Origin of the sequence: Rhodococcus baikonurensis, assembly GCF_040489275.1 — a bacterium.
In the GTDB taxonomy this organism is placed as follows: Bacteria; Actinomycetota; Actinomycetes; order Mycobacteriales; family Mycobacteriaceae; genus Rhodococcus_F; species Rhodococcus_F baikonurensis.
In genome coordinates, this window is the sequence record NZ_JBEUOQ010000012.1 from 94,549 (window position 1) to 109,316 (window position 14,768).

At 61.9% G+C, this 14,768-nt stretch carries 27 protein-coding genes and 1 tRNA gene; all 28 read left to right on the forward strand.

All coding sequences use genetic code 11. The features are described from left to right. The gene (locus ABWI03_RS24640) at positions 1–171 is read left to right on the forward strand and encodes a hypothetical protein (RefSeq protein WP_021343815.1); all 171 of its coding nucleotides are present in this window, start codon (positions 1–3) and stop codon (positions 169–171) included. Further along, positions 168–764, forward strand: coding sequence for a hypothetical protein (locus ABWI03_RS24645; protein ID WP_351644967.1), 597 nt, complete (start codon positions 168–170; stop codon positions 762–764). The genes ABWI03_RS24640 and ABWI03_RS24645 overlap by 4 nt, the downstream gene beginning before the upstream one ends. Beyond that, on the forward strand, positions 764–910 hold the full coding sequence (locus ABWI03_RS24650; protein WP_021343813.1) for a hypothetical protein: 147 nt from the start codon (positions 764–766) through the stop codon (positions 908–910). Before ABWI03_RS24645 ends, ABWI03_RS24650 begins: the two co-directional genes overlap by 1 nt. Continuing rightward, positions 888–1,148 (forward strand): hypothetical protein, encoded by a 261-nt coding sequence (locus ABWI03_RS24655; protein ID WP_021343812.1) that lies wholly within the window; start codon positions 888–890, stop codon positions 1,146–1,148. The genes ABWI03_RS24650 and ABWI03_RS24655 overlap by 23 nt, the downstream gene beginning before the upstream one ends. Continuing rightward, positions 1,145–1,525, forward strand: coding sequence for a hypothetical protein (locus ABWI03_RS24660; protein WP_287485998.1), 381 nt, complete (start codon positions 1,145–1,147; stop codon positions 1,523–1,525). Before ABWI03_RS24655 ends, ABWI03_RS24660 begins: the two co-directional genes overlap by 4 nt. Further along, positions 1,522–2,067 (forward strand): 3'-5' exoribonuclease domain-containing protein, encoded by a 546-nt coding sequence (locus tag ABWI03_RS24665; protein WP_351644451.1) that lies wholly within the window; start codon positions 1,522–1,524, stop codon positions 2,065–2,067. Before ABWI03_RS24660 ends, ABWI03_RS24665 begins: the two co-directional genes overlap by 4 nt. Continuing rightward, complete coding sequence (locus ABWI03_RS24670; protein WP_351644454.1) at positions 2,064–2,714, forward strand: hypothetical protein; 651 nt, start codon at positions 2,064–2,066, stop codon at positions 2,712–2,714. The genes ABWI03_RS24665 and ABWI03_RS24670 overlap by 4 nt, the downstream gene beginning before the upstream one ends. Beyond that, on the forward strand, positions 2,711–3,490 hold the full coding sequence (locus ABWI03_RS24675) for a DNA polymerase beta superfamily protein (RefSeq protein WP_351644456.1): 780 nt from the start codon (positions 2,711–2,713) through the stop codon (positions 3,488–3,490). The genes ABWI03_RS24670 and ABWI03_RS24675 overlap by 4 nt, the downstream gene beginning before the upstream one ends. Beyond that, positions 3,487–4,050, forward strand: coding sequence for a hypothetical protein (locus ABWI03_RS24680; protein WP_351644459.1), 564 nt, complete (start codon positions 3,487–3,489; stop codon positions 4,048–4,050). The genes ABWI03_RS24675 and ABWI03_RS24680 overlap by 4 nt, the downstream gene beginning before the upstream one ends. Then, complete coding sequence (locus tag ABWI03_RS24685) at positions 4,040–4,231, forward strand: hypothetical protein (RefSeq protein ID WP_351644462.1); 192 nt, start codon at positions 4,040–4,042, stop codon at positions 4,229–4,231. The genes ABWI03_RS24680 and ABWI03_RS24685 overlap by 11 nt, the downstream gene beginning before the upstream one ends. After that, positions 4,228–5,166, forward strand: a complete 939-nt coding sequence (locus ABWI03_RS24690; protein ID WP_353798921.1) for a hypothetical protein — start codon at positions 4,228–4,230, stop codon at positions 5,164–5,166. The genes ABWI03_RS24685 and ABWI03_RS24690 overlap by 4 nt, the downstream gene beginning before the upstream one ends. Before the next feature lie 117 nt (positions 5,167–5,283). Next, positions 5,284–5,718 carry a RusA family crossover junction endodeoxyribonuclease gene (locus ABWI03_RS24695; RefSeq protein WP_351644467.1) on the forward strand — a complete coding sequence of 145 codons (435 nt, stop codon included), beginning with the start codon at positions 5,284–5,286 and terminating at the stop codon, positions 5,716–5,718. Then, on the forward strand, positions 5,715–5,966 hold the full coding sequence (locus ABWI03_RS24700) for a hypothetical protein (RefSeq protein WP_234551504.1): 252 nt from the start codon (positions 5,715–5,717) through the stop codon (positions 5,964–5,966). The genes ABWI03_RS24695 and ABWI03_RS24700 overlap by 4 nt, the downstream gene beginning before the upstream one ends. After that, entirely contained in the window at positions 5,963–6,172 is a 210-nt protein-coding gene (locus ABWI03_RS24705) for a hypothetical protein (protein WP_021343803.1), read from the forward strand. Before ABWI03_RS24700 ends, ABWI03_RS24705 begins: the two co-directional genes overlap by 4 nt. Next, entirely contained in the window at positions 6,169–6,951 is a 783-nt protein-coding gene (locus ABWI03_RS24710; RefSeq protein ID WP_021343802.1) for a PE-PPE domain-containing protein, read from the forward strand. Before ABWI03_RS24705 ends, ABWI03_RS24710 begins: the two co-directional genes overlap by 4 nt. After that, positions 6,948–7,307, forward strand: coding sequence for a RyR domain-containing protein (locus ABWI03_RS24715; protein WP_351644277.1), 360 nt, complete (start codon positions 6,948–6,950; stop codon positions 7,305–7,307). The genes ABWI03_RS24710 and ABWI03_RS24715 overlap by 4 nt, the downstream gene beginning before the upstream one ends. Position 7,308: 1 nt before the next feature. Beyond that, the gene (locus ABWI03_RS24720; RefSeq protein WP_351644279.1) at positions 7,309–7,542 is read left to right on the forward strand and encodes a hypothetical protein; all 234 of its coding nucleotides are present in this window, start codon (positions 7,309–7,311) and stop codon (positions 7,540–7,542) included. Positions 7,543–7,794: 252 nt separating this feature from the next. After that, a complete protein-coding gene (locus ABWI03_RS24725; RefSeq protein ID WP_021343798.1) occupies positions 7,795–8,460 on the forward strand; it encodes a DUF7341 domain-containing protein in 666 nt (221 codons plus the stop codon). Positions 8,461–8,626: 166 nt separating this feature from the next. Further along, a tRNA-OTHER gene (locus ABWI03_RS24730) sits at positions 8,627–8,698 on the forward strand. Positions 8,699–9,199: 501 nt separating this feature from the next. Further along, positions 9,200–10,807 (forward strand): TROVE domain-containing protein, encoded by a 1,608-nt coding sequence (locus tag ABWI03_RS24735; protein WP_351644283.1) that lies wholly within the window; start codon positions 9,200–9,202, stop codon positions 10,805–10,807. Continuing rightward, entirely contained in the window at positions 10,795–11,460 is a 666-nt protein-coding gene (locus ABWI03_RS24740; protein ID WP_351644286.1) for a hypothetical protein, read from the forward strand. The genes ABWI03_RS24735 and ABWI03_RS24740 overlap by 13 nt, the downstream gene beginning before the upstream one ends. Continuing rightward, positions 11,457–11,729 carry a hypothetical protein gene (locus ABWI03_RS24745; protein WP_353798922.1) on the forward strand — a complete coding sequence of 91 codons (273 nt, stop codon included), beginning with the start codon at positions 11,457–11,459 and terminating at the stop codon, positions 11,727–11,729. Before ABWI03_RS24740 ends, ABWI03_RS24745 begins: the two co-directional genes overlap by 4 nt. Further along, the gene (locus ABWI03_RS24750) at positions 11,726–12,325 is read left to right on the forward strand and encodes a TetR family transcriptional regulator (RefSeq protein WP_353798923.1); all 600 of its coding nucleotides are present in this window, start codon (positions 11,726–11,728) and stop codon (positions 12,323–12,325) included. The genes ABWI03_RS24745 and ABWI03_RS24750 overlap by 4 nt, the downstream gene beginning before the upstream one ends. Continuing rightward, positions 12,322–12,582, forward strand: a complete 261-nt coding sequence (locus ABWI03_RS24755; protein ID WP_021343793.1) for a hypothetical protein — start codon at positions 12,322–12,324, stop codon at positions 12,580–12,582. The genes ABWI03_RS24750 and ABWI03_RS24755 overlap by 4 nt, the downstream gene beginning before the upstream one ends. Continuing rightward, the gene (locus ABWI03_RS24760; protein ID WP_021343792.1) at positions 12,579–12,758 is read left to right on the forward strand and encodes a hypothetical protein; all 180 of its coding nucleotides are present in this window, start codon (positions 12,579–12,581) and stop codon (positions 12,756–12,758) included. The genes ABWI03_RS24755 and ABWI03_RS24760 overlap by 4 nt, the downstream gene beginning before the upstream one ends. A 148-nt stretch (positions 12,759–12,906) precedes the next feature. Further along, positions 12,907–13,500: a metallophosphoesterase gene (locus ABWI03_RS24765; RefSeq protein WP_351647139.1), complete on the forward strand. Its 594-nt coding sequence runs from the start codon at positions 12,907–12,909 to the stop codon at positions 13,498–13,500. Further along, entirely contained in the window at positions 13,497–14,033 is a 537-nt protein-coding gene (locus ABWI03_RS24770) for a pyrophosphohydrolase domain-containing protein (RefSeq protein WP_353798924.1), read from the forward strand. The genes ABWI03_RS24765 and ABWI03_RS24770 overlap by 4 nt, the downstream gene beginning before the upstream one ends. Positions 14,034–14,520: 487 nt before the next feature. Further along, entirely contained in the window at positions 14,521–14,763 is a 243-nt protein-coding gene (locus ABWI03_RS24775) for a hypothetical protein (protein WP_128636530.1), read from the forward strand. Positions 14,764–14,768: the final 5 nt, after the last annotated feature.

Consider the following 14,768-nt stretch of genomic DNA (forward strand, 5'->3'; position numbering starts at 1 on the left):
ATGAGCCATCCCGAAGAGACACGGTTGGGCGACGGATTCCTCCTCGCCCAACCGCTGTCAGACGAGACCATCCACAAAGCGCGCCTCGCGGTCTGCGCCGCAGCCGATCATGCAGACGACGCCACCACCATGCTCGCCATGCTGGGAATCCTCCCCGGAGACAACCAATGAAGATCGTCACCCACACCAACGGCATCGACTTCGCCTTCCAACGAGTCCGGGAACTCCGACTCGACGGCCGAACCGACGACGCCGAGTACCTGCTCACCTACCTGCAGACGATGGCCGCGTACGCGTCGGTGCATTCGCATCACAACTCGATCCCGTTCCGCGGCGATGAACCCGAAGACGAATTCCGGGTCAAGTTCGACGAGGCAGTCGGACTGACCGCCCGAACCTATCGACCGAACATCATCGAAGTGCGACCGGCGTCCGAAAAGCCCACCGCGACATTCCTGTTCTGGGGCGAATCCGACGATTGCATCGAAGTCGACGGCGCCGTGCGCGAGGAGTTCAGCCAGTTCAACTCGATGTGGACTGCGACCATCACCGCACCCGACGGCAAACAGAAGATGTTGGTCTCCGGCTGGTACGCCGACAACGGCTGCTGGAACTTCGCCATCGGACAGGTCGACGAAGCAACACCGCTCCCGAAGTGGCCGACCTCGGTCAGCCAGCGGCACGATAGGGGAGAGCACTACTCGACGCTCCTCGAGGTGACCGCTCCGGCCGGCTCCACCCTCACTCCGAGCAAGAGCGAGTGATGGCCGCCAAAATCCCGCCGCTCGATCCGGCAATGCAACGCGACATCGACGAACTACGCGCACACATCTTCAACGACGGCTACGACACCGGATACCGGGCAGCGATGAGAGAGAAGGAAACCGATGGCAACCTACCGGGACAGTGACGAATGGCGCGCCGTCGAGCAAGCCGTGTCGAACCTCGCGATGTCGGTACTTGGCGAAGACTACCGGGCAGGGGACTTCGTGCTGTGCGTTCACAGCATGCCGATGACTGATCAAGCCGAACATCTCGGCCACTACGGGCATTTCTCGACGAGCGTTCTGCCGCACGTCAACCGCGGATTGCTCATCGAATCCGATGAATACTGGGGCGAGCTGGCCGGTTCGGACGAAGACGAATGACACTGCATCTGCCGGACCTCTACCACTGGGCGCCGACCGACCGACGCAAATCCATCACACGCCACGGCCTACGTCCCGGCTCCAAACCGACAGTCGGATCCGGGATCACAGTCGGTGGCCTCGACGAAGCCGGGGCCGGTGACGCCAGACCGATGGTGTGCATGAGCGCAGACCCCGCGACCGCCTGGCGGTACTCCGCTGGCATGCGATGGATGAAACACATTCCGTCGTGGGATCTTTGGCAAGTTCGCCTCGACCGCGGCGACGAAATCTTCGTACTCCCGTTCTACGGAACCGCGCCCAACGAAATCCGCTGCGCAAACCGGATACCGAAATCCCGCCTCATCCTTCTGGCCACCAAGGAGGTTCACACGTGAAGTACTTCTACGACACCGAATTCCACGAGGACGGTTCGACGATCGATCTGATTTCGATCGGAATCGTTGCCGAGGACGGACGCGAGTACTACGCGGTCAACTCGGACATGGACCGCGACCGCATCGCGAAGAACGACTGGTTGTGCCAGAACGTCGTCCCGCACCTCCCTCTCAACGGCGGTAAGCCGACGAGAGGGTTCGGCTCGAACCAGTGGTCGTGGTCTCTGAACAAGCGGTCGGTGCTAGTGAAGCCGAAGTGGGTCATCGCCAACGAGGTGCGTGAGTTCCTGCTCGCGGCCCCGGAACCGGAACTGTGGGCCGACTTCGGTGCCTACGATCACGTCGCGCTCGCGCAATTGTGGGGACCAATGATCATGCTGCCCAAAGGCCTACCGATGTATACCCGCGAGTTTCAGCAGCGGCTCGACGATCTGGGGCGACCAGAGCTGCCCGAGCAAGTCTCCGGTGAGCACAATGCGCTCGACGACGCCAGATACCTCAAGAACTGCTTCGACGCTACCGAGCACCGGAGCACAGTATGACCGAACCCCGAGGCGACAAATGCGATCCGCAAATCAAGGACGTGCCGGCGCGCTCTCACAGCGAAAGCGAGAACGCCATGGCTCTAGCAGCTGCCGCCGGCCTGGACCTTGACCAGTGGCAGCGTGACACCCTCACAGACACGATGAGCACAATCCTCGAGACCTGGGAAGCGCCCCGCGTCGGGATCCTGACACCGGACCCGAACGATCGCGAGCGCATCACTCTTGCTCGTGAACTGTACGAGCTGCTGCTGTCCTCGAACCACCGCATCGTCCACACCGCAGCTCGATCCAGAGCTGTCCGGAACGCTCAGCGGAATCTCACTCAGATCCTCGGAGAGGCAAATACACTTCGCCAGGCAGTTAAACGGGTCTCCTTCGTTGCAGGTCAGTCGCGTATCGAGATGAACAACGGCAGCGTGATCCACTACGCCGCACGCGCGGGCGACACGATCCGAATCTCCAAGGTCGATCTCCTCATCCTCGACGACGCAGAGTTGTTGCCAGACAACGCCTACCGCGCAGCTCTCCCACTCGTCGCACACAGCGGCAATCCGCAGGTGTGGATGCTCGGCAATGGGGCCTACAAACAAGTCCACAAGCATGGCCAGGTTTTCAACGCCATCAAGCACTGGAGTCAGAGATGACCGAAATCGCTCACAGTGAACCGAAATTCAAGGCGATCGCCGATTCCAACACAGTCCTGCGAGGCCAAGTCGGGTCAGGACTCCACGGCGTCACGACCGGCAACGACGACAGAGACGAGATGGGTGTTTGCATCGAACCACCCGAGTTCGTCATCGGCGTCAGCAAATTCGAGCAATACCAGTACCGAACCCAGCCCGAGGGCGTCCGATCAGGTGCCGGTGATCTCGACTTGGTCGTGTACTCACTTCGCAAGTGGGCGCGACTAGCCGAGGCGGGAAATCCGACCGTGCTACTGCTCATGTTCATCCCACCGCACGAACTGGTCCTGAACACGTACGTCGGCGAGGACCTGCAGGCGCACCCCGAACGGTTCGTCTCACGGCAATCAGCCTTCCGATTCGCCGGATATCTGAAGTCGCAGCGTGAACAGATGCTCGGCCTCCGAGGCAAGAAGCACACAAACCGACCCGAACTCATCGACGTCTACGGATTCGACACCAAATTCGCGTATCACATGGTGAGGCTTGGTATTCAGGGCGTGCAACTGTTGACCGAAGGCAAAATCACGCTACCGATGCCCGCTGGCGACCGCGCATGGTTGACCGAACTCCGCAACGGTGAACACACACAGTTCGAAGCGCTCGACCGGGCAGCGGAACTCGAATCGCAGTTGATGCAACTATCGCGAACCGCCGACTACCCGAAGCAGCCAGACCGCGCACAGATCGACTCGTGGCTCGTATCGACCTACCGAGAATGGTGGGACACGAAATGAGAGACATCATCGACGAAATCGATGCACTCGTCGACGAACAACTCAGCGCCTACGACAGCAGATCCGGATACGACCACAACGTCAACCAAGAACGGTGCTGGCACTGCGGCCGAGAATGGCACGGACTCAAGATCACCGAGCGCATGCAGACGATGCGATCTTTCGGTGAGGTTGACGCGGGATACCGATACGCAGACGATAACTCCGAGATACTTTGCCCCGGATCGAATTTCATCGGACCAACCCAGCCTGCCAACCCGAGCATTCATGCAATCGACTTGATCGATCTGCTCGTCCCTCCGGTGTCTGTGACGGAACTCCTGGAGCAGATACTTCGCGACGCGCTCCTAGGGCTGGAGGTCGATCTAGGCATCGGCCTGCTTCAGCAAGTGCCAACGGCAGGTCTGTTTCAGCAGGTTACTACGACATTCGCGCCGGAGCCGGAACCGGATCCCCGAACACCGCAGGAGCGTGCGCTCCCACGGCCATCGCCCACACCGCCGATGTGGGCAGCGCCGATCACACGCCGACACAACCGGCAGGCGCGCCATGGCCGATGACATCCCAAACGACTACAGCAACGTCATCCAGTTCACCGGCCACCGCCTCACGCCCGCGAACTACCAATGCGGCTGTGGCAGTGAATGGTTCAACGCTTCCGTCGTCCTCACCGGCAGGGAGGTCACCGGCTACCTCCTGCCGTTGACCTGCACCGAATGCGGAAAGGAACACTCACCGTGAACCGATACGCCCTCGGCTTGAGCATCGCACTGTCGATCCTGGCAGTCATACTCATCGTCGCGGGAAACGCGCTACTGCCAGCAATTCTGCTCGCAGTCGCCGCCGGGAACATCACTCACTCGCGCATGCTCACCCACCGGCGCGCCCACGAGGCACGTCAACTGGAATCCGATCGGAGAGCAGAACTGTCTGCCCGAGCCGACCGCGAGCACTCCCAATACCTGGTCGGCGACTCGATGTCGGACGCGAAAACCGAAGCCCGCACCGCGCTCGTCCAAGCCCTCTTTGACGCCGAGGACCCCACGCCGGAGCTGATCGCGCGCGTCAACCGCGAACTGTCCGCACCTGAGCAGTTCCTCTGCAACCTTGCCTCGCTGCGGCGGGAACTACTCGAGCCGGAGAAGCCCGAAGACAAGGCACCGGCTCTGCAATCCGCGCCAGACCGGCGAAGTGACGCCGACAGTGAGCACATCACCGTCACGGCGTGGGGGAGGGTTGAACCGGTCCGCACAGACCCGCTGCCTTCGGCAACCGAATTGATGCCGACGGGCGACGATGCAATCTCGAACGCCGCACGAATTTCACCGCGCGCGTACACCGCATACCCGGGAGGACCCCGCCGCTGGTACCTCCCCGATGGGCGGCGACCTACGCCGGCCGAGGGATACAAGGTCGTCGCAGTCGCGGGCGGAATTGTCGACGGGATCGGCTGGACGATCTGGGAGGAGCGACCGCGCGACCGCGACAACGCCTCGAGTGCACTCGCGAAGGCGTACATGAGTGCCGTCAAGTCCACCGCGAGTGGGGTCCGGTCCTCGCCTGAAGCCGAAGCTCGCGTCGCACGGCTGGTAGAAGAGTACGCGGCCAACGCTGAACGCTTCAGGCGCATGGGACGCGAAAGAGAAGCACGCGCCAAGGCGCGGAGACGGAAGTAGCCGTCCACTCGTGACACGGTGGGCTATCCTCGACTCCAGGTTATCTACTATCGAGTGCGACAGTAGACAGCTGAGGTGGGAGGTAGCCCACCGCTCACGCACGAGAGGTCGCGAGGCATGACCACGTTCTTCGTCCCCGGAATCCCCGCACCCCAAGGGTCGAAGTCCTTCAAAGGTTTCCGTGGCGGCAAACCGGTACTTGCCGAATCTTCCAAAGCGCTCCCGAAGTGGCGCCGCACTGTCCGCGAAACCGCAGCCGTCAACGTCACTCGCGACGCAGCCCTATTCCCCACACAAGCCGCGGCCATCCACCTCGAATTCGTGATGCCCCGCCCGAAGTACGCCATCGGGAAACTTCTCCCCGCCGTCAAACGCCCCGACATCGACAAGCTGACTCGCGGCGTCCTCGACTCCCTCTCCGGCGTGATCTACATCGACGACAACCAAGTCACCGACCTCAAAGTCACCAAACGCCTTGCCAGTTCAGGCGAACCTACCGGCGTGCACGTGACCTACCGGCAAGACAACACCCACGAGAGCCGAAGCGCATGAACGACTCACCCGAACGCCGAAACAAGATCGCAGCGATCACCACCAACTACTGGCGTGGCCGCATCATCCAAGACGCCGTCACGGTTCCTGCCGGAAGGCGTCCGATCATCACCGCCGAGCACACCATCAGCATTCTCGACGCCATCGTGAAAGCCCTCGGAGGAGAAACGGACATCGCTGCACTGTCGATTGACCCGGACTCGACCCCAGCCCTCCAAATCCAATATCTGATCGGAGACGACCGATGAACTACGAACAGATGGTCACCGCGAACCTCGAAGTAATGCAGAAGATCGCCGACCAGCTCGAACGGATCGCAGACGCACTCCAATCGCCACCAAAGGTCGACAACACCATCAACGTCACCACCGGCGTCAACGACCTGGTCAGTGACACCCTCGAACGTGTCGGCAGCATGATCGGCGACCAGTTCTTCAAAAAGTCCGGTCGATGACTGCGACCCTCTACGTCGTCGGCGGCACCGGCGAAAAACCCACCGCACGGCTGCCACACGGACTCTTGACCGACACCACACGCCGCGTCGGAACCCGATTCACGATCCACTGGGTCGACTACCCCGCGGCCTACGGCATCGGATTCTCCTACGCAAATTCCGTCCATCACGCCGAATCGCGACTCCGGGAACGAATCCTCAGCACCACAGAGCCATTCGCGATCATCGGATACAGCCAAGGCGCGGACATCGCCGGCCGCGTGGCTCAGGACCTCGGCAGCGGCCTCCTGGACGGCCGCGACAGACTGCTCGCAGCTGGCCTCGTCGCGAACCCCATGCGCCACGAGACTGGAGAGTTCACAGGTTGGGGCGTCGCGGGACAACACGGTTCTTACGGCGCAGTGGCACACAAGGTGTACGACTTCGCGAACCCCGACGACATGATCACCAACGCGGACCCGGACTCCCTCATACGCGACGTCGCCGACCTGACCCGCATGATGGGGCCGGACTTCTCGGCGTGGGCGTTCGACATTCAACGGCTGTTGAAAGAGCGATCGTGGCAGAACCTCTGGCTCGCCAAGCGTTGGTGGGATGCACCGTATCAGCGTGACCGCGTCCGCCGTGCTGGTCTCGAACTCGCCGGATACCTGCCCGTCTCGATCCTCAACCCTGCCGGCGGACAGCACACCGCCTACGACAAGACCCAGATGTACGTCGGGGGACCGACTTACACCGAACGACTCGCGCAACTCCTCACAGAAACGGTGAACACATGACCTTCCACATCGAAGATGTCGCCCGCATCGCACACGAAGCGAACCGGGCTGTCCAACTCGTAGCAGGTGACCCGAATCCGTCGCCGCATTGGGATACCGCCCCCACCTGGCAGCGTGAGAGTGCCGTCGAAGGTGTGCAGAAAGCACTCGCAGGGGCCACAGCGGAGGGCCTGCACCAGTCCTGGTGCGAATCGAAAGTCAAGGACGGGTGGAACTTCGGGCCAGTCAAGGACGCGGAGGCGAAGACACATCCATGCCTCGTCCAGTACTCGGAACTGCCCGAAGGCCAGAAGGCAAAGGATCACCTGTTCGGCGCCATCGTCAACGCGCTCGCACCCTACATCGAGGAGAACTGAAATGACCGAGCAGCTACCCACAGTCGGACGAAACGTCCACTACCAGTCGTACGGCACCCCAAAAGGCGAGTACCTCCCCGAACCCCGCGCCGCGATCGTCACCGCAGTACCCGACGACTACAACGGCACCCTCTCCCTCGTCATCTTCAACCCCACCGGACAGTTCTTCAACCCCTCGGTCCCGTTCTCACCCGAACCCAAACCAGGACACTGGAACTGGCCACCACGCGTCTGACACCTCGCACACCCACCATGACCGAACAGCCCTACGGCGTCGGTGGCCTGATCACCACCGCCACCGCGACTCGACCCCTCATCCTGCACCCCGACGAATGCGTCCGAAGTCCCCGCGGTGAAGTTCTCGTCTGCGTCCGACCCGCACACCAGAACCGACAATGCCCCGACCTGAACATCGGAGCGACCCTTGCCCTCCTGAAACACATCACTGCCGCGCAGCAACCGCACGACCAAGGGAGCTCTCTTGACCATGGCGACCACACCGAACCACCGCACTGACGACGAAAGCCTGCACGCCGCCAGGCGCGCATTCGACGACGCAGTGCAACTACTCACCGGACCCCGCATTGACATCAAAAACGACGACAACGGAAACCGGATCGTCTGCACATCAGGTTCCCTGTACGCAGAAATGACCGAAAACCTTGCAGGACAGCAGGGCACAGCTCACGGCGGAGTAGCCCGCTCACTCCCACCAGTCTGGGTCGACGGCTTGGACTGGATCGTCCTGGTGGACAACACTGTCACAGCGTGGGCGCCGGGCTCGGACGGCGGCACCGCCACACGGCTCGCCTATCTCGCGGACTGGTCATGGCGCCCGCAGGATGCGGTGTGGTTGCAGGCTGCGGCGATGGAGATCCGCACATGGGTCGAGAGTGCGGAAGAACTGATCGCGGGGCGCAACCGCTTCACGTTGGCCGCGGCGTGCCCGGCCTGCGGTGAAACGCATGTCACGAGGACCGATTCGGACGGTGAGCACGTTCGGGTACCGGTCCTGCAGGTATCGCGTTCAGGTGCTTCATGTGTCGCTTGCGGGCACGAGTGGGGTTTGGACCGCCTGATGTGGCTTGCCCGCACGTTGGGTTGCGACCCGCTGGACGGAATCGACCCAGGTGTAGCCACAATCATCCGCTAAGTGTTGGGTGTCTAGTGCGATGCTAGACATCGAGACATTCATCGGTTAGTCTCGATCACGTCACCACACCGGTGCGAAGCCCACAGGCAGTTACTTCCTCTTCGAAATACACTGTCGCCCGGCATTTTTACTCGGTGTCACAACTTTTCTTACAACTGAATAGAGTTCCGGTGCGAAGCACCGAGGGTTACTTCCACTGTTAATGGGGATGTCGCGGGTTCGAATCCCGTCACCGGATCTGCATCCGGTGTAGCTCAGTTGGCTAGAGCGCCTACGTCACCCTCACCGCAACCATTACTCGGAACTCACAACAACTTTCGCGCTCCCGGTGCGAATCGGTCCGGCTACTTCTTTGGGTGAAATCTGCCGACACCGAGCCCATTTCCTCGGGAGCCACACACTTCACACCTCCCGGTGCGAAGGGATGCGGATACTTCTTCTATCAGAAGACGGGGGTTCAAATCCCTCCCAGCCGAACATGATTCGACTGGTACGCACAAGCGGCCTAGTGCATCACGTCCTGCGTCCCACCCCATCCTCGGGAGCCACAACTTCACAGAGTTGATGCCGGTGCGAAGGAGTACCGCTACTTCGTGTGTTGCGGGTTCAAATCCCGTCAGCAGCCCCCGGCTGCTGTAGCTCAACTGGCAGAGTAACGGACCCCTCAGCGGCACCCCAACCTCATTACTCGGCATCAACTCTCGTGGTGGCTCCCTCCGAATTGAACACGGAGAACACCATGACCAAGTTCAACACCCCCGGAACACGAGCAACCGGACGACATCCGATCACCACCGAACGCCACCCATCCGGTCGGACCCACGAAGGCGCAGCCGGATACGCGCGTGACACCCAGTCCGAACTGTTCCTCCTCGCAGTGACCAACATGGTCGGTGAGAAGACGTTCTACGAATCCGCCGCCTCACGCGATAACCGCTTCGGCGAACTGATCCGCACACTCGCCGCGCAACCGGACCCCGACCTCTGGCTCACACGCTTCGCCGGATGGCTCCGCAACTCCGCGAACATGCGTTCAGCCTCCCTCGTCCTCGCGGCAGAAGTAGTCCACGCCCGCCTCGCAGCCGGCCTGGCCGGTGGCAACAGGCAGATCATCAATTCCGTGCTGCAGCGCGCGGACGAACCAGGCGAATTCCTCGCATACTGGCACACGAACTATGGCCGCAACCTCCCGCAGCCGGTCAAGCGCGGTGTCGGCGACGCCGCCACGCGCCTCTACACCGAGCGGTCTGCCATCAAGTACGACACCGCATCTCACAGTGTCCGCTTCGCCGATGTCATCCGTCTGACTCACGCCGCCCCCAAAGCCGAATGGCAGAGCGACCTCTTCACCCACCTCGTCGGCGCCCGACTCGGCGTCGAAGACCTCACGATCCCCGAATCGCTACTCATGCTGCGAGAAAACGCAGCCATGAAGGCGCTGACCCCGAAGCAGGCCGTCGACCTCCTCTTCACCCCGAACGACATCACCGACAACGCATCCACCGCGCTCGCCGCTGCAGGAATGACCTGGGAGCAGATCCCGTCCCTGATCAACGGACCGTGGACGGCCGCGATGTGGGAAGCGATCATCCCGTCGATGGGGTACATGGCGCTGCTGCGGAACCTCCGCAACTTCGACCAGGCCGGGGTCTCCGATGAAGTCGCCGCCGGCATCTGCGCGCGCCTCGCCGACCCCGAGCAGGTCGCGAAATCCCGCCAACTCCCGATGCGCTTCCTCTCTGCCTACAACGCAGCACCGTCTCTGCGATGGGGATGGTCGCTCGAGAAGGCCCTCGACGCGTCGCTCTCGTCGATCCCTGAGCTTCCCGGCCGAACGTTGGTTCTGGTCGACACCTCGGGTTCGATGAACTCTGGTTTTTCGAAGGACGGTTCCCTCATGCGGTGGGACGCGGCCGTGGTCTTCGGGCTTTCTCTCGCTGCCCGCGCGGCAGACGCCGACGTCGTCTCATTCTCGTCCAATTACTACGGAGTGCCGACGAAGGTGTTCCCCCAGCGCGCAGGAGAATCGGTACTCCGCAGCATCGAGCGTTGGCGCAAGGACGGCTACTTCCTCAACGGTGGCACCGACACGGCGGGCGCGATCAAACGGCACTTCGACGGGCACGACCGCGTCGTCATCCTCACGGATGAGCAGGCAAGCTATGGCGACGTTGGCGCATTGCTCCCGAAGTCTGTGCCGCTGTTCACCGCGAACCTCGCGGGATACCGGTACGGTCATGCCTCATCAGGGACTGGTAATCGGTACACCTTCGGTGGTCTGACCGACCAGATGTTCGCGATGATCCCGCTCCTCGAGCGTGGCGCCAACACCTCGTGGCCGTTCTGATGGCGATGTCGACGGCCGCGGACTGGGCGGCGAAACTCCGAGACCTCCAACCGGTAACCCTCGACGCAGTAGACATTGATCCGGAGTCTGGCTGGATTCGCTGCGGCGGAGACAGCATGGTCTTCGGACTCAAAGTCGCAGACTGCGAAGGAATTCCGATCGTCGGTCACACATACGAGCTGGAGACAGTACTCGGCTCCACCGTCACCGGACTCCGATCCGGGGACTTCTGGCTCATGCGTAAGACCGATCAACAGCTCGCCGATGAGCACAACACGATGGTTGTCGGTTTCCAGGACGAACGGCGACGGACTCTCGAGTCCTGTCGGGAGACGTGGACCGAACAGGAAGCAGCGTTGCCGGACTGGCTACGTGAACGACTGTCACGGTTCCGCACGAATGGCGGCGAACGGTTTGACCTCGACGGGTGGGGCTACGAACTGATGATCTGCCGCCTCGCAGCAGTTCTCGCCGACGGCGACGAAGACGCTGCCAGCGCCCTCGCATCGGAGAGCGGTGCATCCGGCAACCAATGGGACTGCGCGAAAGCCCTTGCCTCCCATCACGAGGGCGGTGCCGACTTGACTCAATTCCCGGCCGGGTTGACCCCGCTCACCGGTGACCCCTACTACCTGGGAAAGACGGAATCATGACTGCAGCATCAACGATCCACCCGGACCGACACCCCCAAGCCGGGACCGCCGTCACCATCGACATCCCCGGGATCGGGGCAGGGGAGTACTGGATCGAAGACTGGTGGGACCGCGCTGCAGGAATGACCTGGATGGTCGCCGACGGTAACCCTGCAGCGCTCAAGTATGCGATTCGCGTTGGATTCTCCAACCTGCCCGTCGACAACGAAGTCGTCTACGGGCACCTCGGTAGCTTCGGGCACCTGATTCACACCTCGGAACTGCCATGACCGCCGCCGCACTAACTGAGAAGCGTAAGCAACAGCGCGCCACACGAACCCGCACCAAGATCCTCGTCAAAGCAGCACACCTCTTCGACACCCACGGCTACGCCGCGACCACCATCAACGATGTCTGCGAGTCCGGGCTCCTCACCAAAGGCGCGATCTACTACCACTTCACCTCCAAGGAAGAGATCGCCGGTGCACTGATCGGAATGTGGGTCGACGCAGCCACAGACATCAGCAACGACATCGACGGCGACCCACTCGACGCGCTCACCACCCTCGTGAGCAAGCTCGCTGACACCGCCGCGAAAAACCCGGAACTACGCGCCGGACTGAAACTGAGCACCGAAACACAGATCGACGCCAGCTACACCGGCTACGAATCGTGGACCAACCTTGTCACTGAACGCATCTGCGATGCAGTCGACGCCGGCCAGCTCGTCAACACTCCCGCCGCGCGGCTTGCCGGGAACGGCATCTGCGCGGCGCTGATCGGGTTCCTCGTCGCCCCAGGCAGCGGCTTCACCTTCACTGACCGTTTCGCAGAAATAGTCAACGCGATCCTCGCCGGACTCCGACCCTCGAAAGAAGCATCATGAGTACTCAATACGGCACCGTCGACCTCGAGTTGATTGAATATGTCCGCGACCAGGACGAACTCGACGCCGTCAACGCGCTCGGCATCGTCAAGCCGAATACGGTCCTGCTCAACGGCCGCCACCTTCGGATCCCGGTGGATCAGTCCATCACCGTCGATTCCGTTGAAGTACCCGGACATGATGTCGCGAAAGTGACGCTCACTTTGTTCGTTCGCAAGGTGAATATCGAAGCGCGAGTGAGGCCGGAAGCCGAATGATCGGGATACTCTTCGATCTCTTCATCATCGCCGCATCGGTCTGCAACTCGATCCTGGCAGTGTTCGCCATCGTATTCGTCGTCTCGACAGTCCTCCCGAACCCTCGACTGTTCAACATCCTCATCGGTTGGCTGACCGCGCTCGGACCCGAAAGCAACCAGGATGCCGACGCGTGACCGACTCCGGTACACGTTGAGCCAGTGGCGGGGTCGCATCCGCCGAACCCTTCGCCGAGTAGTGACCGCTGAATGGTTCGGACACATCGACCCCGCCGACTGGTGGGACTGACCAACACACCCACTACCGGTAAAGGAGCACCTATCGATGAGCAACATCTGGCTCACCGCAGACCTGCACCTCGCACATCCGAAGGTCGCGAAACTCCGCGGCTTCGACAGCATCGACGAGCACGACCGAACAATCCTGTCGAACATCGCCAACACACTCAACCGAAACGATCACCTGTGGATTTGCGGTGACCTCTCCAGCGGCGGCTCCGGGTCCGAACGGTCAGCACTCGACCAACTGCAACAGTTCACCCCGTTCTTCACAATGCATCTCGTTGCAGGGAACCACGATTCCGTGCACCCGATGCACCGGAAGGCCTACACGCGGCAAGGGATCTTCGGAGAAGTGTTCGCGTCGATCCAGCCGTTCGCCTACCGACGCGCGGCCGGGCACCGACTCTGGCTGTCCCACTTTCCATACTTCGGAGACGGCGATCGCGGCCAGATCGAACGGTTCCCGGAAGTGCGACTGCACGATAACGGCATCGACTTCCTCGCACACGGCCATCTGCACTGCACCGAGCAGTGGACCGGCCCCCGCTCCCTGCACGTCGGACTCGACGCCTGGAACCTCACGCCGGTCAACATCGAAACCGTCGTCGACATGATCGTAGAAAGAGCAACAGCATGAGCGCCGACCAACATCTCCTCGTCGCCGAGTTCCACCGCGCCTTCGGCCACCCCGTCGCGTTGATGCCGACCTGGCGCGACCAGAAAACCCGCGAACTCCGCATCCGGTTGCTCCTCGAGGAATACGACGAACTACGAGCAGCCGAGGCCGCAAACGACCGCATCGAAATCGCAGACGCGCTCGCCGACATCGCGTACATCGCACACGGCACCATGTGGGTGCACGGTCTGCCGTACTGGGCGAACAAAACCTTCGACGGAACTCTCGACGACGCAGTCGAAAAGTACCGCAACGCACGCACACTCATCGAGGCACACCTCGCGCTCTCCGTCATCCAGGTCCAGGTCCGGACCCACGCCGACACAGCGGGCATCCCGTTCGCTGCCGTGTTCACCGAAGTTCACGCATCGAACATGAGCAAACTCGGCCTCGACGGTAAGCCGATCTACCGCGCCGACGGCAAGATCCTCAAAGGCCCGAACTACTTCGCCCCTGACATCGCTCGCATCCTCGCCGAAGTTGATGCCGCATGAAGCAGATGATCGCGGCACTCGCGGCAGCCGCCGTCACATTCGCCGCCCTCGTCTACATCGCGTGGGTGGTGCTCACCGAAGGATTCGACAACAGATGAACGATGCCTGCTTGTGTGGCCTGTGCCCGGCATGCCGACGGGAGGACAGAATCTCCCAGCGGCCAACACCGACCGCGCCTTCCGTATTGTCGGAACCCGCGCGCCGGATTCTCGCTGAACCCGCCGGATACACCCCACCGCCCCGACCTCGCGTATCCACCTCGGAACCCAAGCCGCCGAAGCGGAAACGGACGGCCGCGCGCAAACCGCAGAAGAAGAGGACCCCTCGTCCCGCGCCAGTGAACCCGCGACCAGTCGGACCAGCGGACCAGTTCACCCCAACCCCGTGCGACGAATGCGGCGAACCGCGAATCGTAATCCCCTTCGGACGCGCATTCACCCTCGCCGGCCGAAACGGTCTCTGCGAGTTGTGCTTCGACAGCAGCAAAATGACACCGGAACTTGCACGCCTCGAGGCGCTGCCGCTGCCGTACACCCCGCAAATCCGCAATCGGCTGAGAATGTTGCGTCGGCACCGAGAACGCGTCCTCCGGGACGGACGCCCGTATCACCAGGCCGCACCGCACGGGAAAGTCAGTGCCTACCAAGTTTTCGGATGCCGATGCGCCCCGTGCCGCGCCGTCAAATCCGCGTACCTCCACGAGTACCGCTACCGCCGAACCAAGGACTGATCAAT